The following is a 17,979-nucleotide window of genomic DNA, read 5'->3' as shown; positions in this document are numbered from 1 at the left end:
GAATTTGAAGTAAATCCACTCTGCAAGTAAGAGAATTATTTGCGTACTTCATCACATTTAATCAAATTCAATCTTGTTGTGATTACTTTTGAAAATTAGAGTGAGGGCACAACATCCTGGGCATCTGTAATGAATGTTCAGCAACTTCGTCTACTGGAGATCGTTATGGAGATCCTCTACAACATCTTTACCGTCTTTTTTAATCAGGTCATGACCAATGCACCGTTGCTGTTGGGTATTGTGACCTGCCTCGGCTATATCCTGTTGCGTAAAAGTGTCAGCGTCATTATCAAAGGCACGATCAAAACGATTATCGGTTTTATGTTATTGCAGGCAGGGTCGGGCATTCTGACCAGCACGTTTAAACCGGTGGTGGCGAAGATGTCTGAGGTTTACGGTATCAATGGCGCGATCTCCGATACCTATGCCTCCATGATGGCAACCATCGAACGAATGGGTGATGCCTACAGTTGGGTAGGGTACGCCGTACTGTTAGCGCTGGCGCTGAACATTTGTTACGTACTGCTACGGCGTATTACCGGTATTCGAACCATCATGCTGACTGGGCACATCATGTTCCAGCAGGCGGGGCTGATTGCTGTCTCTTTCTACATCTTTGGTTACCCGATGTGGACCACCATCATCTGTACCGCGGTGCTGGTGTCGCTCTACTGGGGGATTACCTCCAATATGATGTACAAACCGACGCAGGAAGTGACCGACGGCTGCGGTTTTTCCATCGGTCACCAGCAGCAGTTCGCCTCATGGATTGCTTACAAAGTCGCGCCGTATCTGGGTAAGAAAGAGGAGAGCGTAGAAGATCTCAAGCTGCCAGGCTGGCTGAATATCTTCCATGACAACATCGTTTCCACCGCGATTGTGATGACCATCTTTTTCGGGGCGATCCTGCTCTCTTTCGGCATAGATGTGGTTCAGGCGATGGCGGGTAAAACCCACTGGACGGTCTATATCCTGCAAACCGGTTTTTCGTTTGCTGTCGCTATCTTCATCATCACCCAGGGCGTACGTATGTTCGTTGCTGAACTTTCAGAAGCGTTCAACGGTATCTCTCAACGTCTGATCCCCGGCGCGGTGTTGGCTATCGACTGCGCAGCGATTTACAGCTTTGCCCCCAACGCGGTGGTCTGGGGCTTTATGTGGGGCACCATCGGCCAACTGATTGCAGTAGGTATTCTGGTTGCCTGCGGCTCTTCCATCCTGATTATCCCAGGCTTTATCCCGATGTTCTTCTCGAACGCCACTATCGGCGTATTTGCTAACCACTTTGGCGGCTGGCGCGCGGCGCTCAAGATTTGCCTGGTGATGGGGATGATCGAAATCTTCGGCTGCGTTTGGGCGGTGAAACTCACCGGTATGAGCGCCTGGATGGGCATGGCGGACTGGTCAATTCTGGCACCGCCGATGATGCAAGGCTTTGCCTCCATCGGCATCGTGTTTATGGCCGTCATTATTCTGATTGCACTGGCTTATATGTTTTTCGCAGGACGCACGTTGCGCGCTGAGGAAGACGCAGAAAAACAACTGGCAGAACACTCTGCTTAATAAGGAGTTCCGATTATGACCGTACGTATTCTGGCTGTGTGTGGCAATGGGCAGGGCAGTTCCATGATCATGAAAATGAAAGTGGACCAGTTTTTAACCCAGTCAAATATTGACCATACGGTGAACAGCTGCGCAGTGGGTGAGTACAAAAGTGAACTGAACGGCGCGGATATCATCATCGCCTCTACCCATATTGCCGGTGAAATTACCGTAACTGGCAATAAATATGTTGTTGGCGTACGCAACATGCTGTCGCCTGCCGATTTTGGGCCAAAACTGCTGGAAGTGATCAAAGCGCATTTCCCGCAGGACGTGAAGTAAGGGGCGGCATATGAAATTACGTGACTCGCTGGCAGACAATAATTCCATCCTTTTGCAAGCCGAGGCCAGTACCTGGCAGGAAGCGGTAAAGCTTGGTGTGGATCTGTTGGTTAAGGCCGATGTGGTTGAACCACGCTACTACCAGGCCATCCTTGATGGCGTTGAGCAGTTTGGCCCGTACTTTGTGATTGCGCCAGGCCTGGCAATGCCGCACGGCCGTCCGGAGGAAGGGGTTAAGAAAACCGGTTTTGCGCTGGTGACGCTGAAAACGCCGCTGGTGTTTAACCACGAAGATAACGACCCGGTCGATATTCTGATAACGATGGCGGCAGTTGACGCCAACACGCATCAGGAAGTGGGCATCATGCAGATCGTGAATCTCTTTGATGACGAAGCCAATTTTGACCGTTTACGCGCCTGTCGCACCGCGCAGGAAGTGTTGGATTTAATTGATAACGCCACTGCGGCGGCTGTTTAAAAGGATACACAAAATGTCATTACCTATGTTGCAGGTTGCGCTGGATAACCAATCAATGTCTTCCGCGTATGAAACGACGCGTCTGATTGCCGAAGAGGTCGATATCATTGAGGTGGGCACTATTCTTTGCGTGGCAGAGGGCGTGCGCGCCGTACGCGATCTGAAGGCGCTTTACCCGCATAAAATTGTGCTGGCGGACGCCAAAATTGCCGATGCGGGAAAAATCCTCTCCCGAATGTGTTTCGAAGCCAACGCTGACTGGGTCACCGTCATCTGCTGTGCGGATATCAACACCACCAGGGGGGCACTGGAGGTGGCGAAAGAATTTAACGGTGATGTACAGATTGAACTGACGGGTTACTGGACCTGGGAGCAGGCGCAAGAGTGGCGTGACGCGGGCATTGGGCAAGTTGTGTATCACCGCAGCCGTGATGCGCAGGCAGCGGGTGTGGCATGGGGAGAGGCGGATATCAGCGCGATCAAACGCCTGTCCGAGATGGGCTTTAAAGTCACCGTCACCGGCGGTCTGGCGTTGGAAGATCTGCCGCTGTTCCAGGGAATTCCGATTCACGTATTTATTGCCGGTCGCAGCATTCGCGATGCCGCCTCTCCGGTGGAAGCGGCCCGTCAGTTCAAACGTTCTATCGCCCAGCTGTGGGGATAAGGAGCGACTATGTTGTCGAAACAGGTCCCGCTCGGTATTTATGAAAAGGCACTCCCCGGCGGGGAGTGCTGGCTGGAGCGCTTGCAGCTGGCGAAGGAACTGGGCTTTGACTTTGTCGAAATGTCGGTTGATGAAACCGACGCTCGCCTGGCGCGTCTTGACTGGAACCGCGAGCAGCGACTGGCGCTGGTGGCCGCTATCGCCGAGACAGGGATACGGGTGCCGTCCATGTGCCTGAGCGCTCATCGACGTTTCCCGCTGGGTAGTGAAGATGATGCGGTACGCGAACAAGGGCTGGAGATCATGCGTAAAGCGATTCAGTTTGCGCAGGATATCGGTATTCGCGTTATTCAACTGGCGGGTTACGACGTTTATTACCAGCAGGCCAATAACGAAACGCGTCGTCGGTTTCGCGATGGGCTGAAAGAAAGCGTAGAGATGGCGAGCCGTGCACAGGTGACGCTGGCGATGGAAATCATGGATTATCCACTGATGAATTCGATCAGTAAGGCGCTGGGATACGCTCACTATCTCAACAATCCGTGGTTCCAGTTGTATCCCGATATCGGCAATTTGTCGGCGTGGGACAACGATGTGCAGATGGAGCTGCAGGCGGGAATGGGCCATATCGTTGCCGTACACGTGAAAGATACCAAACCCGGTGTATTCAAGAATGTGCCGTTTGGTGAAGGGGTTGTCGATTTCGAACGTTGTTTTGCGACGCTCAAACAGAGTGGGTATTGCGGGCCATACCTGATTGAGATGTGGAGTGAAACGTCGGACGATCCGGCTCGTGAAGTGGCGAAGGCGCGCGACTGGGTGAAAGCGCGTATGGCCAGCGCCGGTCTGGTGGAGGCGGTGTAATGCAAAAACTCAAACAGCAGGTTTTTGAGGCTAATATGGATCTGCCGCGCTACGGGCTGGTGACGTTTACCTGGGGTAATGTCAGCGCCATCGACCGCGAACGCGGGATGGTGGTGATTAAGCCCAGCGGCGTCGACTACCAGACAATGACAGTGGACGACATGGTGGTTGTGGATCTGCACGGCAACGTGGTGGAAGGACGCTATCGTCCTTCTTCCGATACCGCCACCCATCTGGCGCTGTATCGTCGCTATTCCTCTCTTGGCGGCGTGGTGCATACCCACTCAACCCACGCGACGGCATGGGCGCAGGCAGGTCTGGCAATTCCTGCACTAGGCACGACGCATGCGGACTACTTCTTTGGTGATATCCCCTGCACCCGGGCGTTAACTGAAGCGGAAGTTCAGGATGAGTATGAGCTGAATACCGGCAGGGTGATTGTTGAAACGCTGGGGGAGGTGGAACCTTTGCATACGCCAGGCGTAGTGGTGTACCAACATGGCCCGTTTGCCTGGGGCAAAGACGCTCATGACGCGGTACATAACGCGGTGGTGATGGAAGAGGTGGCAAAAATGGCATGGATTGCGCGTGGCATTAATCCGGCGCTCAGCGCTATCGACAGTTATCTGATGAATAAGCACTTCATGCGTAAGCACGGCCCAAATGCCTATTACGGGCAGAAGTAGGAATAAACGTTCCGGAGCCAACTCTTCATGGGGATGAGATCGGTCTGGCTTCGGGATTGTTTTGCAAAAAAAGCCCCCAGTGAAGGGGGCAAGTCAAACTGTGGCAATGTTCTCGTTGGTTATTTCTGGTGTTAACGATAAATATCTGCACTGGCGTGCATATTTCCGTTACTACCGGGTTCCCTGGTGAGGATCACGTGGTAGTAGGTTGCGCCTTGCGCATCGGTCTCTTCATTCAGGGCCTGAGTGGCTTCACTTTCAGTGGCGAAGTTATGATTTATGTAAATGACGCCTAAGCTCTGCACATCATCCATGTTCCTGGCCTGATGGTTATCAATTTTGATGGCTGCCGTTGCATTTGCACTGAGCAAAAGCACAGCCAGAAGGGTCAAAACACGGGCTCGCATATGTACCTCCTCGACTGCGGTCTCTGGTTGCCTCTCTCCTGTGAGTGATTAACTTCTGATGTAATTTTAACCGCTACCAGCGCAGTCGATAGCGACCATTTCTGATGCAGTTGTTCAAAAAATTACCGCATAACCATCTTTTCTTTAATTAACAGTCTGCTGGTGTATACCGCTGCGGTGAAAAAATACCTGCCTTTCGCGCATAAGCTCTTACCAAATAGTCAATTTAATCGGGTGAGTACGCCGTTTATAGTGAGCCGGATAATTAATATAACTTTATGATAATAAGGCAAAAACTTATGGATACTTCATTCATGGATTTCAGCTATTTCGTGGTTATGTTTATGGTCGCGCTGGTGGCTGGCTTTATTAACGTGGTGTCGGGTGGTGGTGGATTTCTCTCTATTGGCGCACTCTTAATTTCTGGTTTACCCCCGGCTAATGCGCTGGCAACCAATAAAATTCAGGCTCTGGGTAGCTCGCTGACCTCCGGAATTTACTTTTTACGCCGAGGACATATCAACGTGCAGGAGCACAAGTATGTGTTTTTATCTGCCTTTATCGGTTCTGCGCTGGGAACGACGCTTATCCAGTTCATTGAACCGGAACTGCTGAAGAAACTGCTCCCAATCCTGATTATCGCAGTCGCCATTTACTTTATTTTTGCGCCAAACCTTAGCGAACCGAAAAGAAAGCAGCAGGTATCCCTGTTTCTCTTCTCGTTGATCGGTGGGGGATGTATTGGTTTTTATGATGGCTTTCTCGGGGCTGGGGCAGGTTCCTTTTATACCCTCAGCTATATTCTGCTGTGGGGATACAGTATTGATAAAGCGCAAATCCACTCGAATTTTATTAACCTGGCGTCGAACATCGCCTCGATTTTGTTCTTCATTTTCGGCGGTAAAATGATCTGGTCGCTGGGTTTGGTGATGTTTGCAGGGCAATCCCTTGGCGCACGTCTTGGTGCGACAGTCGTACTGACGCGCGGTAAGAAAGTCATCCGACCCATGATTGTCATTGTCTCCATTTGTATCAGCATCAAAATGCTGCTGGATATGTATTAATGGCAACATGATAAATAATCGTACAAGCACCTTGAGTTTACCTGCTGACCCCAGTATTATGACGCGTCATTTTTCAGCCGACCTTTAACACGTTCCTTGCCTCCATGGGCCTCGGCTGACCCAGACAGGAGGCTGAATAATCCGTAAGGAGCAATTCGATGCGTCATTACGAAATCGTTTTTATGGTCCATCCTGACCAGAGCGAACAGGTTCCGGGTATGATCGAACGCTACACTGCTGCCATCACTGGTGCAGAAGGCACGATCCACCGTCTGGAAGACTGGGGCCGCCGTCAGCTGGCTTACCCGATCAACAAACTGCACAAAGCTCACTACGTTCTGATGAACGTTGAAGCGCCGCAGGAAGTGATCGATGAGCTGGAAACTACCTTCCGCTTCAACGATGCCGTTATCCGCAGCATGGTTATGCGTACTAAACACGCTGTTACCGAAGCATCTCCGATGGTTAAAGCGAAAGACGAGCGTCGTGAACGTCGCGATGATTTCGCTAACGAAACCGCAGATGATGCTGAAGCTGGGGATTCTGAAGAGTAATTTCTGATGACCAACCGTCTGGCGTTGTCCGGCACTGTGTGCAGGGCCCCCCTTCGAAAGGTCAGTCCATCAGGAATTCCTCATTGCCAGTTCGTGCTTGAGCATCGTTCTGTGCAGGAGGAAGCCGGGTTTCACCGGCAGGCGTGGTGCCAAATGCCCGTTATTATTAGCGGACACGAAAACCAGGCCATTACTCACAGTATAACGGTCGGTAGCGCAGTGACCGTTCAGGGGTTCATCTCTTGCCACAAGGCAAAGAACGGCCTGAGCAAAATGGTTCTGCATGCCGAGCAGATTGAATTGATAGATTCTGGAGACTAGCCATATGGCACGTTATTTCCGTCGTCGCAAGTTCTGCCGTTTCACCGCGGAAGGCGTTCAAGAGATCGACTATAAAGATATCGCTACGCTGAAAAACTACATCACCGAAAGCGGTAAGATTGTCCCAAGCCGTATCACCGGTACCCGTGCAAAATACCAGCGTCAGCTGGCTCGCGCTATCAAACGCGCTCGCTACCTGTCCCTGCTGCCGTACACTGATCGTCATCAGTAATCGGTCACGGTCCATTAATACGACTTTGAGAGGATAAGATAATGCAAGTTATTCTGCTTGATAAAGTAGCAAACCTGGGTAGCCTGGGTGATCAGGTTAACGTTAAAGCGGGCTATGCTCGTAACTTCCTGGTACCACAGGGTAAAGCTGTTCCTGCTACCAAGAAAAACGTTGAATTTTTCGAAGCGCGTCGCGCTGAGCTGGAAGCTAAACTGGCTGACGTTCTGTCCGCTGCTGAAGCTCGTGCTGAGAAAATCAACGCACTGGAAACCGTAACCATCGCGTCTAAAGCTGGCGACGAAGGTAAACTGTTCGGTTCCATCGGTACTCGCGACATCGCTGACGCTGTAACTGCAGCTGGCGTTGAAGTAGCTAAGAGCGAAGTTCGTCTGCCGAACGGCGTTCTGCGTACCACTGGCGAGCACGAAGTGAGCTTCCAGGTTCACAGCGAAGTGTTTGCTAAGCTGACTGTAAACGTAGTTGCAGAATAAGTTTTTATTCTGATGACCGCGTAAAAGCGCCGGCCCTGTGCCGGCGTTTTGCTTTTCTGTTCCCCCCGCTTTTCTCTCTGGCTATTCTTTATCCTTTTCGGGATAATCACAAAAATAAAACATTATTTCAAAGTGGTGATGGAATGGAACCAACGCACCAACCTCTGTTTGCGCGTAAAAATGTTGTCTACCTGAGCGCAGCGTTTTGCTGTCTGTTGTGGGGGAGCGCCTATCCGGCGATCAAAAGCGGATATGAGATCTTCCAGATTGCCACGGATGACATTCCCTCAAAGATTGTCTTTGCCGGATATCGCTTTCTGTTTGCGGGATTATTGCTGCTACTGCTGGCGGTAGCGCAGCGTAAACCAATTGGCCGGTTAAGCCCGCGTCAGTACGGCCAACTCACGCTGTTGGGGCTAACGCAAACCTCGCTGCAATACATCTTCTTCTACATTGGCCTGGCGTTCACGACGGGAGTGAAAGGGTCCATCATGAATGCGACCGGGACCTTCTTCAGCGTGCTGCTGGCCCATTTTATCTACCATAACGACAAACTGAGCTACAACAAAGCGCTGGGCTGTATTCTGGGCTTTACCGGTGTAATGGTGGTGAACTTTAGCAGCGGAATGGATTTTAGCTTCAGCCTGTTAGGCGACGGCTCAGTAGTGATGGCAGCCTTTATTCTCTCTGCTGCCACGCTATATGGAAAACGTATTTCTCAGACGGTGGACCCGACGGTAATGACAGGGTACCAGTTGGGCGGTGGCGGCCTGGCGTTGGTTATCGGCGGCTACGCTTTTGGCGGCACGCTAACCGTACACGGTGCGTCTTCGGTGGCGATTCTCGGCTACCTGACGTTACTCTCTTCGGTCGCTTTCGCCTTGTGGAGTATTCTGCTCAAGCATAATCGCGTGGGGATGATTGCGCCGTTTAACTTCCTGATCCCGGTTTCGGGAGCAGTGCTGTCGGCAATATTCCTCGGTGAAAACATTCTCGAATGGAAATATGCGGTAGCGCTGGTGCTGGTGTGTTCGGGGATCTGGTGGGTGAACAAGGTGAAACGCTGACGTTTCACCTTGATGCCTGATGGCGCTATCGCTTATCAGGCTTACAATCGCGGGGTCACAGCGCTTAACGGGCGCGGATAAAACTGCCGTTAGGCTGGCGGGTAAACAGTACCTGCTGACCATTCCCGGTATCAATGGTTAATCCCGTCACCACGCCATTGGCATTCTGCCTGATCTGTATCATCTGACCGTCTTTCAGATTGCTCAGTGGTTTTCCGGCGCCTTCAACCTGTGCCATCGCATACACATCGGTTGGCGGGAGGTTATGGTCACGGAATACCTGCGCCAGCGTTTTACCTGAGTCTACGCGGTAGGAGCGCCACTGCTGGTCAATTCCGCTATCCTGTTGGAAAGGTTGTGTCTGAGGCTGAGATTGCTGGACCTGAGGCTGCGCATCAGGTTCGCCTTCCTGGATTGGCTCTGGCGCAACCGGAGCGACCTGGCCGGGATCATTTTGCGGCGGGACAAGCTGTGCCTGCAGCTGAGCCTCAGTCGGTGGCTGCGACTGTGACTGTAAATCCAGCTGGGCAGTACGCGTCACCACAGGGGTATCGCTGGTGTCACTGGAAGGGAGCAGGAAACCTATCACCAACACAATAGCAGCAATAATAATGCCGCGGCGGTGCATAGGCGGTAGCGGGTCCATAATGCGAAAATTGTCCGGTGCATGCCAGATTTTCGCCAGGGTTGGTTTTAATTCAAAGCGCCCGGGCATGGCTTTCCTCCTGCTCCGCGTCTCGTTCCTCGATCATAGAGTATAGATGGCTAACGCTATGATGTTCGTCATATTACCCGCTTTCGTGACGTCAACGCGGGATATTCCTATTGTTTATGTTTCCTCGCGATTTGTCATCTGTTCCCGAGACAAAGTTTTACCGGATGCGGCATGGCTGATATGCTGCCCGCTACTTTACATCCGATGAAAGGAAATATGATGGCTAACCCGACTTTTGACACTATCGAAGCGCAAGCAAGCTACGGCATTGGTTTGCAGGTAGGACAACAGCTGAGCGAATCCGGACTGGAAGGACTGTTGCCTGAAGCGCTGGTAGCGGGTATCGCTGACGCGCTGGAAGGTAAGCACCCGGCAGTGCCGGTTGATGTTGTGCATCGCGCACTGCGTGAAATCCACGAACGTGCTGATGCAGTTCGTCGCGAGCGTTTCCAGGCTATGGCGGCTGATGGCGTCAAATATCTGGAAGAAAACCGTGAGAAAGACGGTGTGAACAGCACTGAATCCGGTTTGCAGTTCCGTGTTCTGACCCAGGGTGAAGGTGCTATTCCGGCACGCACTGACCGCGTTCGCGTGCACTACACCGGTAAGCTGATCGACGGTACCGTGTTTGACAGCTCTGTCGCACGTGGCGAACCGGCTGAATTCCCGGTTAACGGCGTAATCCCAGGCTGGATTGAAGCGCTGACCCTGATGCCGGTAGGTTCCAAATGGGAACTGACTATTCCTCAGGAACTGGCTTACGGCGAGCGTGGCGCTGGCGCGTCCATTCCTCCGTTCAGCACGCTGGTGTTCGAAGTTGAGCTGCTTGAGATCCTGTAAGCAGTGACTTCTGTTCCCCCCGAGGCCGGGGGGAGCAAAAAAATAGCGTGAAAAGCTATAGTTACGTCGTTGTCGATATTTTATCTTGCAAATGCCCCATCAGCGTGTATTTTTGTGAGCTGATTCGCGCTATCAGAGTGATATGACACTCACTTTAAACATTAAATTAACATTATATCTAAATCTTAGTATTCATCCCGCCAATTCTTACCTAATATCGATGAGTCCTGATAACAGGATCGTCGTATCATAGACACACTAAAGGCCGTAGAGCCTGAACAACACAGACAGGTACAGGAAGAAAAAACATGGTAGATCAGGTAAAAGTCGACACCGCTGAAGAGGCGTCGTCTGAACAGTCGCTACGGCGCAATCTCACAAACCGTCATATTCAACTTATTGCTATTGGTGGCGCTATCGGTACTGGCCTGTTTATGGGCTCCGGTAAAACCATCAGTCTCGCCGGCCCGTCGATCATCTTTGTGTATATGATCATCGGTTTTATGCTGTTTTTCGTGATGCGCGCAATGGGTGAATTGCTGCTCTCGAATCTGGAGTACAAATCGTTTAGTGATTTTGCCTCTGACCTGCTCGGGCCATGGGCCGGGTATTTTACCGGCTGGACCTACTGGTTCTGCTGGGTTGTTACCGGGATGGCAGACGTGGTCGCGATTACCGCGTATGCGCAATTCTGGTTCCCCGAACTGTCAGACTGGGTCGCCTCGCTGGCGGTGATTGTGCTGCTGCTGAGCCTCAACCTCGCCACCGTAAAAATGTTCGGTGAGATGGAGTTCTGGTTTGCGATGATCAAAATCGTTGCCATCATCGGCCTGATTGTCGTCGGTCTGGTGATGGTGCTGACGCACTTCCAGTCGCCAACCGGCGTTCAGGCATCGTTCACGCACTTGTGGAATGACGGTGGCTGGTTCCCGAAAGGTCTGAGTGGCTTCTTTGCCGGCTTCCAGATAGCCGTGTTTGCGTTTGTGGGTATTGAGCTGGTGGGTACGACCGCAGCGGAAACCAAGGATCCGGAGAAATCTCTGCCGCGCGCCATTAACTCGATTCCAATCCGTATCATCATGTTCTACGTGTTCGCGCTGATCGTGATTATGTCCGTTACGCCGTGGAGCTCGGTAGTGCCAACCAAGAGCCCATTCGTTGAACTGTTTGTGCTGGTTGGTCTGCCTGCTGCGGCGAGCCTGATCAACTTTGTTGTACTGACTTCAGCTGCCTCTTCTGCAAACAGCGGCGTGTTCTCTACCAGCCGTATGCTGTTCGGTCTGGCGCAGGAAGGCGTTGCGCCTAAAGCGTTTGCCAAGCTGTCTAAACGCGCAGTTCCAGCGAAGGGTTTAACCTTCTCCTGTATCTGTCTGCTGGGCGGCGTGGTGATGCTGTACGTGAACCCGAGCGTGATTGGCGCCTTCACCATGATCACCACTGTATCGGCGATTCTGTTCATGTTCGTCTGGACCATCATTCTTTGCTCGTACCTGGTGTACCGCAAGCAACGTCCTCACCTGCATGAAAAATCAATCTACAAGATGCCGTTAGGCAAGCTGATGTGCTGGGTATGTATGGCATTTTTCGTCTTCGTACTGGTACTGCTGACGCTGGAAGATGATACCCGTCAGGCGCTGATCGTGACGCCGCTGTGGTTCATCGCGCTGGGTCTGGGCTGGTTGTTTATCGGTAAGAAACGTATGGCAGGCGTGCGTTAATCGCTAAGACGTGAGATGTAGGCCGGATAAGGCGTTTACGCCGCATCCGGCACTATGCTGGCGGGATTGCCTGATGCGGCTTCGCCTTATCAGGCCTACGTTCGAGGTCGTTGTAGGCCCGGTAAGCGCTAGCGCTACCGGGCTTTTTTATTCACCTGCGAGGGCACGCGGGAACAACACATTGTTTTCCAGGCTGATGTGTTCCATCAGGTCGTCGATCATCTCGTTAATGCCGTTATACATGGCTTTCCAGGTGGTGCAGGCCTCTGGTGGCGGCGTGACGTTATGGGTGATGTGTTTGATCACTTCTACCAGTTCACCCGCATCGTCATGTTCGCTTTCCATCACGCTGATTGGCCCCATCGCCTGGCTACCCATGCCCTGTTTAATCATCGGGAACAGGATCTGCTCTTCCTTCATCATGTGGCTGGACAGCTCTTCATGCAGCATGGTCAGGTTTTTCGCCAGACCGCGCGGTACGTTCGGTTTGTCTGCGTGAACGCGTTCAACTTTAGTGGCCTGCAGGATCAGCTCCGGCAGCTGTTCGCGGTGTCTGTCGTGATAACGCACGATGATATGGTCGATGATTTCAGCCAGAGCCACGGTACGCCAGTCTTTCTCCAGCGGCTGTTCAGCCAGCTGCGCGAGCTGCGCCTCAATAACGTCTAAATCCAGCTCTTTACGCGCGGCAGCGCGTGCCAGCGTTTGCTTACCGCCGCAGCAGTAATCCATATCGTATTTACGAAACAGGGCCGAAGCGCGAGGAATAGAGAGCGCCAGTTCACCTAAAGGTTGATCGCGATAAGACATTGCCGTTACCTCATTCTCAATAATATAAGATGCATTTTAAATGCAACTTATGGCGAAGGATATAACCCTTTCGGGGTGGGGTGTTTTGTGAAGGGCGTCACGAAAATTTCTTATCTCGTTAAGATGCTGAATCTTATTGGAAAGGAAAGGTACGGCGAAAAAAGCCGCACGACAGGATTAAATAAGCGCACGCCGCTGCCGATAGTTAGACCTCAGACAATACCTGCATAATAAAAGGCTACAGATGTTCAAACGAATCAAAGTGATAACCTTACTTATCACCGTGTTACTCGCGCTGGGCGCAATGCAGCTCATCTCCGCGGGCGTCTTTATTGGCGCACTCAATAACGATAAGCAGAACTTTAACGTGTCTCAACTTTCCAGCCAGAACGTGTCCGAGTTTACCGATGCGTGGATTAGCCTGAACCAGGCTCGCGTCACGCTCAACCGGGGCATGCTGCGTTTACAGGGAACCATGGCCAGCGATATTAACGGCGGTCAATTGAAGGAGCTGGTGAACACGGCAAATCGCCTGTTGGCCGAATCGAAAGAGCATTACGATAAATACTACGCTCTGCCGGAAACGCCGGGGCTGGATGAGCATCTGGCCGATCGACTGGAAGAGCAGTACGGCATCTATTCTGCGACGCTGGCAAAAATGAACGCGCTGCTGGCTGAAGGAAAGCTGGAAGAGATGTTCAAGCAGAATGCCGAGCAAAAGCAAACGGCCATGCAGGACGTTTATCGGGAATGGCGTAGCGCGCAAACGGCGCTGGCCGCTGCCGGAGTGCAGGACAATGAGAGTGATTACCAGAAGATAATCTGGCTGCTGTCCGCGGTGATGCTGATTGTCGTCACCGTGATTATCGCCAGTTGGCTGGCGATGCAGCGAGTGCTGCTCAAGCCGCTCCACGAGGTGATGGGACATATTCGCTACATTGCCGCCGGTGACCTGACGCACCCCATCAGCGCCGATGGCAGCAATGAAATGGCGCTGCTGGCAAGTAACGTCCGTGACATGCAGCAGGCGCTGGCGAATACGGTCAGCGTGGTGCGTGACGGGGCCGATACCATCTATACCGGTGCGGGTGAAATCGCCGCAGGCAGTAACGATCTCTCTTCACGTACCGAGCAGCAGGCCGCCTCTCTGGAAGAGACCGCAGCCAGCATGGAACAACTTACCGCAACCGTGAGACAGAACGCAGATAACGCGCGTCAGGCGACCAGTCTGGCAAAAAATGCTTCACAGACGGCGCAAAAAGGCGGAACCGTGGTTGATGGTGTGGTGCGTACGATGGATGAAATCGCCACCAGTTCCAGCAAAATCGCGCAAATTACCAATGTTATCGACGGTATTGCCTTCCAGACCAATATCCTTGCGCTAAACGCGGCGGTGGAAGCGGCGCGTGCGGGCGAGCAGGGGCGCGGATTTGCCGTGGTCGCAGGCGAGGTTCGGACGCTGGCGCAGCGTAGCGCTCAGGCGGCGAAGGAGATCAAAGCGCTGATAGATGACTCAGGGAATCGGGTCAATGCCGGTACGGCGCTGGTGCATGAAGCGGGTGAAACGATGGCGGAAATAGTTAGCGCCGTGACCCGCGTGACCGACATCATGGGGGAGATTGCCTCAGCTTCTGATGAACAAAGTCGGGGTATCGATCAGGTAGGCCTGGCGGTTGCCGAAATGGATCGCGTCACGCAGCAAAACGCCTCGCTGGTAGAAGAGTCCGCTTCCGCCGCTGCCGCGCTTGAAGAGCAGGCCGCGCGGTTGAACCAGACGGTAGCGGTGTTTAAAGTGTCGCGCCGGATGGCGGCGTAAACGCCTTATCCGGCCTACATGAGATCGTACAGTCCTTGTAGGCCGGATAAGCAGTGCCATCCGGCACATTATGATTGTGAAACCACCACGACGCTCGGTTTCTGCGGCTTGGCTCTGACTGCTATCACCACCCCAACCATCAGTAGCGCAATACCGCTAACCGTCAGCAGAGGTGGAAATTCCTGACGCAGAATAAAGGTGTACAACAAACCGGCCAGCGTTTCGAAGACAATCAGCGGGCCGAGGATCACCGTCGGTAATTTTTGGCTGGCGACGTTCCAGCACAGTGCGCCAACCCACGAACACAATACCGCAATGGCTATCATCAGACCGATAAACACGCCCGGACGCGGACCGAAGGGTAGAGCGAAGTCCGGCGTTTGCCCGTTAAGCCACAGGCAGGCGGCAATGTAACCGAGCAGAGAAACGGGCAACGTTACCAGAGCCTGGGCCGTCGCCCACATCATCGGGTGCTTATCCGGATTCTCTCGCAGCCAGCGGGCATTACGCAGCGCGTACCATGCCCAACACATCACCGAGACAAGCGCCAGCGCGATGCCGGAACCATAACGCCAGCCACTAAAGTCTGGTAACCCCTGATTCAGCTCCGAGATATTCACGCACAGCAGTCCTATACCAATCAATACCAGCGCAGGCGACAGACGCCACCATGATAATTTGCCGTCACGCTGGCTGTAGAGCAGGTTAGCGAAGACCGGGATCACCACCGGCAATGTACCAATAATCATCGTTGAAACCGGCGCGCCGGTGCGCTGAATAGCGCTTGCCAGGCAAACGTAATAAATCAGATTCCCCATCATTGTTAGCGTCAGCGCAGTTACCCAGTCTTTCCGCACGAGTTGACGCAGGCGCGCACGTCCCAGCCAGGCAATCGGCAATGCGATCAGCCCCAGCGCCAGATAACGCCCCATCGACTGCAATACCGCCGGGTATTCCGGTACGATCAGCGGTCCAACAAAAATTAATCCCCACATCAGCCCGGCCAACAGGGCATACAACACACCGCTAATCATTTTTGACATCCACATCGTTTAACAATAAGTCGAGTGTAGGCAGGAAAAATGCCGCCGTATTGTATGAGATTGCTGATCAACGCCGGACGACTTGTTTCTGATAACGTACCGGCGTAATGCCGTAGCGATGGGTAAACGCGCGGGTGAGATGCGACTGGTCGGTGAGGCCGGTTGCGGCGGCGACCTCTGCGGCGGGCATACCGTAAGTGAGAAAACCTTTGGCTCGCCACAGCCGGATCGCCATCAGCATCTGGTGCGGCGTGACGTGGAAATGAGACTTAAACTGGCGCTGAAAATGCCAGGGACTCAGCGATGCAACCCGCGCCAGCTCGTCGAGCGTGACCGGATGCATATAATTATCGTGCAGATACTCACGTACCCGTTCAAAGCGATGCGCCCCCTCCGTTAATACTGGCGCATGGCGGGCCAGCGGCTGGAACGTGTCGATCAGATCGAGTAGAAGGCCTTTTTGCGCCAGCGGATCCTCCGTGTTCCACAGGCCGTGGATCAGCGAGCAGATCTGGCGCGAGCGCAGCGGATCGTGACGCGTTACGTCATGAAACCACCAGTGGCGGATCCCGGTGACCTCTTCCAGAAGGTCGGGTTCAAGATAAATCATCCGATAGCGCCAGCCGTCGGCGGTTTCGGCTTCGCCGGTATGCAGCTCATCGGGATTCATGGTGACGACGGAATGGGCGGGGGCAACATACTGCGTGCCGCGATAGCGAAAACGTTCGGCTCCGGCTTCTATCGCGCCAATGCCAAACGCTTCATGGGTGTGCGGCTCGAAAGCGTAACGCGAGATGTGTGCATGATACAGCTCAACGCCCGGCACCTGCGCCAGATGGCGAAAGCGGGCGCTGTCTTTCTCATCAATAAACTGCTCAGGTACACCTTGCACGTTTTCTCTCCCCACGCATCATCCTGTCATTATCAGAGAGGATGCGCGGGGATGCTACCACAATTAACTAATTTTTAACACTTACACGATGCCTTTGACGCTGTCAGCCAACGAGGTGGTCGGGCGACCAATCAGTTTGCTCAGCGTATGGCTGTCGTCGAACAGACCACCTTTGGAGGCGCCAGTGTCTGAGTCAGCCAGCATGTCCGCCAGCCCGGCAGGCAGGCCTACACCTTTTAGCGCGGCGGCAAAATCTGCTTCGCTCAGGTTCTGATACACCACTTTTTTACCACTCTGTTTTGCCAGCTCGGCAGCCAACTGGCTCAGGGTCCAGCCTGCGTCGCCCGCCAGTTCATAAGTTTTACCGGCGTGACCGTCTTCACTGATGACGCGCGCGGCGGCAGCGGCATAGTCGGCGCGGGTCGCTGAGGCGATTTTGCCTTCACCTGCAGCCCCGATAAACACGCCGTGTTCCAGTGCAGCCGGTGCGCTGGCGAGATAGTTTTCGGTGTACCAGCCGTTACGCAGCAGCGCGTAGCCGATACCGGATTCAGCCAGCATCTTCTCGGTTGCCACATGCTCATCAGCCAGCCCCAGCGGGGAGGTATCGGCGTGCAGCAGGCTGGTGTAGGCGATGAATTTCACGTGCGCGGCTTTCGCTGCGTTAATCACGTTGCGATGCTGCGGGGCGCGTTGTCCCACTTCGCTGGAGGAGATTAGCAGTAGCTTGTCGATACCCTGTAAGGCAGCCGTCAAGGCGGCTTCATCGCTGTAATCCGCCTGACGAACGGTAATGCCCTGCTGGCTAAGCGCCGTCGCTTTAGCGGGATTACGCACAATTGCCACAATCTGGCTGGCAGGAACGGTTTTCAGCAGAGATTCAATAACGTGTTGGCCCAGTAGGCCGGTGGCGCCGGTAATTGCGATCATGGAGTGACTCCTTGGTATTGGTCTTGTGTTTAATCACGCTAACACCTAAACTTACTTTTAGTAAGTACGCACAAAAAGGTTAGTATGAAAATGACAGCTTCGACGCTCTCTCAGCAGTTACGCGATGGCAACTTGTTTGCCGAACAGTGTCCCTCCCGTGAGGTGTTAAAACACGTCACCAGCCGCTGGGGCGTGTTGATTCTGGTGGCGCTGCGCGACGGTACGCATCGTTTCAGCGATTTGCGCCGTAAGATGGGCGGGGTCAGTGAAAAGATGCTGGCGCAATCCCTGCAAGCGTTAGAGCATGATGGGTTTATCAATCGGGTGTCGTATCCGGTGGTGCCGCCGCACGTGGAGTATAGCCTGACGCCGTTGGGTGAGCAGGTGAGCGATAAAGTCGCCGCGCTGGCGGACTGGATAGAACTGAATTTGCCGCAGGTTTTAGCGCAGCGGGACGAACGGGCTGCGTAGTTTTGTAGGCCGGATAAGACGCTATTGCGCCG

Annotated in this window: 22 protein-coding genes; 16 read left to right on the top strand and 6 right to left on the bottom strand. The window is 53.3% G+C overall.

Annotated features, from left to right (window positions below; translation table 11 throughout):
* Positions 1-165 precede the first annotated feature (165 nt).
* From ulaA to OGX97_RS05725, 6 genes are read left to right on the top strand one after another with little or no spacing between them, the layout of a single operon-like run.
* Positions 166-1,563 (top strand): PTS ascorbate transporter subunit IIC, encoded by a 1,398-nt coding sequence (ulaA, locus tag OGX97_RS05750; protein ID WP_003830456.1) that lies wholly within the window; start codon positions 166-168, stop codon positions 1,561-1,563.
* A 15-nt stretch (positions 1,564-1,578) separates the two neighbouring features.
* Positions 1,579-1,884: a PTS ascorbate transporter subunit IIB gene (gene ulaB, locus OGX97_RS05745; RefSeq protein WP_001577590.1), complete on the top strand. Its 306-nt coding sequence runs from the start codon at positions 1,579-1,581 to the stop codon at positions 1,882-1,884.
* Positions 1,885-1,894: 10 nt separating this feature from the next.
* Positions 1,895-2,362, top strand: a complete 468-nt coding sequence (gene ulaC / locus OGX97_RS05740; RefSeq protein WP_006686330.1) for a PTS ascorbate transporter subunit IIA — start codon at positions 1,895-1,897, stop codon at positions 2,360-2,362.
* A 13-nt stretch (positions 2,363-2,375) separates the two neighbouring features.
* Positions 2,376-3,026 carry a 3-keto-L-gulonate-6-phosphate decarboxylase UlaD gene (gene ulaD, locus OGX97_RS05735; protein ID WP_060682846.1) on the top strand — a complete coding sequence of 217 codons (651 nt, stop codon included), beginning with the start codon at positions 2,376-2,378 and terminating at the stop codon, positions 3,024-3,026.
* Between the two features lie 9 nt (positions 3,027-3,035).
* Entirely contained in the window at positions 3,036-3,890 is an 855-nt protein-coding gene (locus OGX97_RS05730) for an L-ribulose-5-phosphate 3-epimerase (RefSeq protein WP_008786014.1), read from the top strand.
* A complete protein-coding gene (locus OGX97_RS05725) occupies positions 3,890-4,576 on the top strand; it encodes an L-ribulose-5-phosphate 4-epimerase (protein ID WP_020996261.1) in 687 nt (228 codons plus the stop codon). The genes OGX97_RS05730 and OGX97_RS05725 overlap by 1 nt, the downstream gene beginning before the upstream one ends.
* A gap of 131 nt (positions 4,577-4,707) precedes the next feature.
* Here OGX97_RS05725 and yjfY read toward each other — a convergent pair whose 3' ends face one another.
* The gene (gene yjfY / locus OGX97_RS05720; RefSeq protein WP_003025668.1) at positions 4,708-4,983 is read right to left on the bottom strand and encodes a DUF1471 family protein YjfY; all 276 of its coding nucleotides are present in this window, start codon (positions 4,981-4,983) and stop codon (positions 4,708-4,710) included.
* Positions 4,984-5,282: 299 nt separating this feature from the next.
* Between yjfY and OGX97_RS05715 the strand changes: the two genes are divergently transcribed.
* From OGX97_RS05715 to OGX97_RS05685, 6 genes are all read left to right on the top strand, one after another.
* Positions 5,283-6,047: a TSUP family transporter gene (locus tag OGX97_RS05715; RefSeq protein WP_003830447.1), complete on the top strand. Its 765-nt coding sequence runs from the start codon at positions 5,283-5,285 to the stop codon at positions 6,045-6,047.
* 158 nt (positions 6,048-6,205) lie between these two features.
* Positions 6,206-6,601, top strand: a complete 396-nt coding sequence (gene rpsF, locus OGX97_RS05705) for a 30S ribosomal protein S6 (protein ID WP_003025672.1) — start codon at positions 6,206-6,208, stop codon at positions 6,599-6,601.
* A gap of 6 nt (positions 6,602-6,607) precedes the next feature.
* Positions 6,608-6,922 carry a primosomal replication protein N gene (priB, locus tag OGX97_RS05700; RefSeq protein ID WP_003025674.1) on the top strand — a complete coding sequence of 105 codons (315 nt, stop codon included), beginning with the start codon at positions 6,608-6,610 and terminating at the stop codon, positions 6,920-6,922.
* Between the two features lie 4 nt (positions 6,923-6,926).
* Positions 6,927-7,154, top strand: coding sequence for a 30S ribosomal protein S18 (gene rpsR / locus OGX97_RS05695; protein WP_000135199.1), 228 nt, complete (start codon positions 6,927-6,929; stop codon positions 7,152-7,154).
* A gap of 41 nt (positions 7,155-7,195) precedes the next feature.
* The gene (gene rplI / locus OGX97_RS05690) at positions 7,196-7,645 is read left to right on the top strand and encodes a 50S ribosomal protein L9 (RefSeq protein ID WP_003025676.1); all 450 of its coding nucleotides are present in this window, start codon (positions 7,196-7,198) and stop codon (positions 7,643-7,645) included.
* A 143-nt stretch (positions 7,646-7,788) separates the two neighbouring features.
* Positions 7,789-8,712 (top strand): DMT family transporter, encoded by a 924-nt coding sequence (locus tag OGX97_RS05685; protein ID WP_008786017.1) that lies wholly within the window; start codon positions 7,789-7,791, stop codon positions 8,710-8,712.
* Between the two features lie 64 nt (positions 8,713-8,776).
* On the opposite strand, the gene OGX97_RS05680 is transcribed toward OGX97_RS05685, so the two are convergent.
* Positions 8,777-9,427 (bottom strand): LysM-like peptidoglycan-binding domain-containing protein, encoded by a 651-nt coding sequence (locus tag OGX97_RS05680; RefSeq protein WP_032942177.1) that lies wholly within the window; start codon positions 9,425-9,427, stop codon positions 8,777-8,779.
* A 219-nt stretch (positions 9,428-9,646) separates the two neighbouring features.
* On the opposite strand from OGX97_RS05680, the gene fklB reads away from it, so the two are divergent.
* Positions 9,647-10,267, top strand: coding sequence for an FKBP-type peptidyl-prolyl cis-trans isomerase (gene fklB, locus OGX97_RS05675; protein WP_032934269.1), 621 nt, complete (start codon positions 9,647-9,649; stop codon positions 10,265-10,267).
* 308 nt (positions 10,268-10,575) lie between these two features.
* Positions 10,576-11,985, top strand: coding sequence for a D-serine/D-alanine/glycine transporter (gene cycA / locus OGX97_RS05670; protein WP_008786019.1), 1,410 nt, complete (start codon positions 10,576-10,578; stop codon positions 11,983-11,985).
* 147 nt (positions 11,986-12,132) lie between these two features.
* Here cycA and ytfE read toward each other — a convergent pair whose 3' ends face one another.
* Complete coding sequence (gene ytfE / locus OGX97_RS05665; protein WP_003025690.1) at positions 12,133-12,795, bottom strand: iron-sulfur cluster repair protein YtfE; 663 nt, start codon at positions 12,793-12,795, stop codon at positions 12,133-12,135.
* A gap of 244 nt (positions 12,796-13,039) precedes the next feature.
* On the opposite strand from ytfE, the gene OGX97_RS05660 reads away from it, so the two are divergent.
* Positions 13,040-14,611, top strand: a complete 1,572-nt coding sequence (locus OGX97_RS05660) for a methyl-accepting chemotaxis protein (RefSeq protein ID WP_235125704.1) — start codon at positions 13,040-13,042, stop codon at positions 14,609-14,611.
* A gap of 68 nt (positions 14,612-14,679) precedes the next feature.
* Here the strand turns inward: OGX97_RS05660 and OGX97_RS05655 are convergent, their stop codons facing one another.
* The 3 genes from OGX97_RS05655 to OGX97_RS05645 all read right to left on the bottom strand — a co-directional run bounded on the left by OGX97_RS05655 (position 14,680) and on the right by OGX97_RS05645 (position 17,476).
* A complete protein-coding gene (locus OGX97_RS05655) occupies positions 14,680-15,645 on the bottom strand; it encodes a DMT family transporter (protein WP_235127629.1) in 966 nt (321 codons plus the stop codon).
* Between the two features lie 76 nt (positions 15,646-15,721).
* Positions 15,722-16,546 carry an AraC family transcriptional regulator gene (locus OGX97_RS05650; RefSeq protein WP_020996259.1) on the bottom strand — a complete coding sequence of 275 codons (825 nt, stop codon included), beginning with the start codon at positions 16,544-16,546 and terminating at the stop codon, positions 15,722-15,724.
* Between the two features lie 81 nt (positions 16,547-16,627).
* Positions 16,628-17,476, bottom strand: coding sequence for an SDR family oxidoreductase (locus tag OGX97_RS05645; protein WP_191215223.1), 849 nt, complete (start codon positions 17,474-17,476; stop codon positions 16,628-16,630).
* A gap of 90 nt (positions 17,477-17,566) precedes the next feature.
* Here OGX97_RS05645 and OGX97_RS05640 point away from each other — a divergent pair, with 90 nt between their 5' ends.
* Positions 17,567-17,947 carry a winged helix-turn-helix transcriptional regulator gene (locus OGX97_RS05640; RefSeq protein WP_032934267.1) on the top strand — a complete coding sequence of 127 codons (381 nt, stop codon included), beginning with the start codon at positions 17,567-17,569 and terminating at the stop codon, positions 17,945-17,947.
* The last annotated feature ends 32 nt before the right edge of the window (positions 17,948-17,979 follow it).

It is taken from the genome of Citrobacter sp. Cpo061 (genome assembly GCF_030332845.1).
Taxonomy (GTDB): domain Bacteria; phylum Pseudomonadota; class Gammaproteobacteria; order Enterobacterales; family Enterobacteriaceae; genus Citrobacter; species Citrobacter portucalensis.
The sequence above is the reverse complement of the archived record's forward strand: the minus strand, read 5'-3'. Positions and strand labels throughout refer to the sequence as shown.

What these genes read in the sequence shown, in the direction of transcription:
- ulaA (WP_003830456.1), top strand. Translation starts at nt 166, where the DNA reads ATGGAGATCCTCTACAACATCTTTACCGTCTTTTTTAATCAGGTCATG.
- ulaB (WP_001577590.1), top strand. Translation starts at nt 1,579, where the DNA reads ATGACCGTACGTATTCTGGCTGTGTGTGGCAATGGGCAGGGCAGTTCC.
- ulaC (WP_006686330.1), top strand. Translation starts at nt 1,895, where the DNA reads ATGAAATTACGTGACTCGCTGGCAGACAATAATTCCATCCTTTTGCAA.
- ulaD (WP_060682846.1), top strand. Translation starts at nt 2,376, where the DNA reads ATGTCATTACCTATGTTGCAGGTTGCGCTGGATAACCAATCAATGTCT.
- OGX97_RS05730 (WP_008786014.1), top strand. Translation starts at nt 3,036, where the DNA reads ATGTTGTCGAAACAGGTCCCGCTCGGTATTTATGAAAAGGCACTCCCC.
- OGX97_RS05725 (WP_020996261.1), top strand. Translation starts at nt 3,890, where the DNA reads ATGCAAAAACTCAAACAGCAGGTTTTTGAGGCTAATATGGATCTGCCG.
- yjfY (WP_003025668.1), bottom strand. Translation starts at nt 4,983, where the DNA reads ATGCGAGCCCGTGTTTTGACCCTTCTGGCTGTGCTTTTGCTCAGTGCA.
- OGX97_RS05715 (WP_003830447.1), top strand. Translation starts at nt 5,283, where the DNA reads ATGGATACTTCATTCATGGATTTCAGCTATTTCGTGGTTATGTTTATG.
- rpsF (WP_003025672.1), top strand. Translation starts at nt 6,206, where the DNA reads ATGCGTCATTACGAAATCGTTTTTATGGTCCATCCTGACCAGAGCGAA.
- priB (WP_003025674.1), top strand. Translation starts at nt 6,608, where the DNA reads ATGACCAACCGTCTGGCGTTGTCCGGCACTGTGTGCAGGGCCCCCCTT.
- rpsR (WP_000135199.1), top strand. Translation starts at nt 6,927, where the DNA reads ATGGCACGTTATTTCCGTCGTCGCAAGTTCTGCCGTTTCACCGCGGAA.
- rplI (WP_003025676.1), top strand. Translation starts at nt 7,196, where the DNA reads ATGCAAGTTATTCTGCTTGATAAAGTAGCAAACCTGGGTAGCCTGGGT.
- OGX97_RS05685 (WP_008786017.1), top strand. Translation starts at nt 7,789, where the DNA reads ATGGAACCAACGCACCAACCTCTGTTTGCGCGTAAAAATGTTGTCTAC.
- OGX97_RS05680 (WP_032942177.1), bottom strand. Translation starts at nt 9,427, where the DNA reads ATGCCCGGGCGCTTTGAATTAAAACCAACCCTGGCGAAAATCTGGCAT.
- fklB (WP_032934269.1), top strand. Translation starts at nt 9,647, where the DNA reads ATGGCTAACCCGACTTTTGACACTATCGAAGCGCAAGCAAGCTACGGC.
- cycA (WP_008786019.1), top strand. Translation starts at nt 10,576, where the DNA reads ATGGTAGATCAGGTAAAAGTCGACACCGCTGAAGAGGCGTCGTCTGAA.
- ytfE (WP_003025690.1), bottom strand. Translation starts at nt 12,795, where the DNA reads ATGTCTTATCGCGATCAACCTTTAGGTGAACTGGCGCTCTCTATTCCT.
- OGX97_RS05660 (WP_235125704.1), top strand. Translation starts at nt 13,040, where the DNA reads ATGTTCAAACGAATCAAAGTGATAACCTTACTTATCACCGTGTTACTC.
- OGX97_RS05655 (WP_235127629.1), bottom strand. Translation starts at nt 15,645, where the DNA reads ATGATTAGCGGTGTGTTGTATGCCCTGTTGGCCGGGCTGATGTGGGGA.
- OGX97_RS05645 (WP_191215223.1), bottom strand. Translation starts at nt 17,476, where the DNA reads ATGATCGCAATTACCGGCGCCACCGGCCTACTGGGCCAACACGTTATT.
- OGX97_RS05640 (WP_032934267.1), top strand. Translation starts at nt 17,567, where the DNA reads ATGACAGCTTCGACGCTCTCTCAGCAGTTACGCGATGGCAACTTGTTT.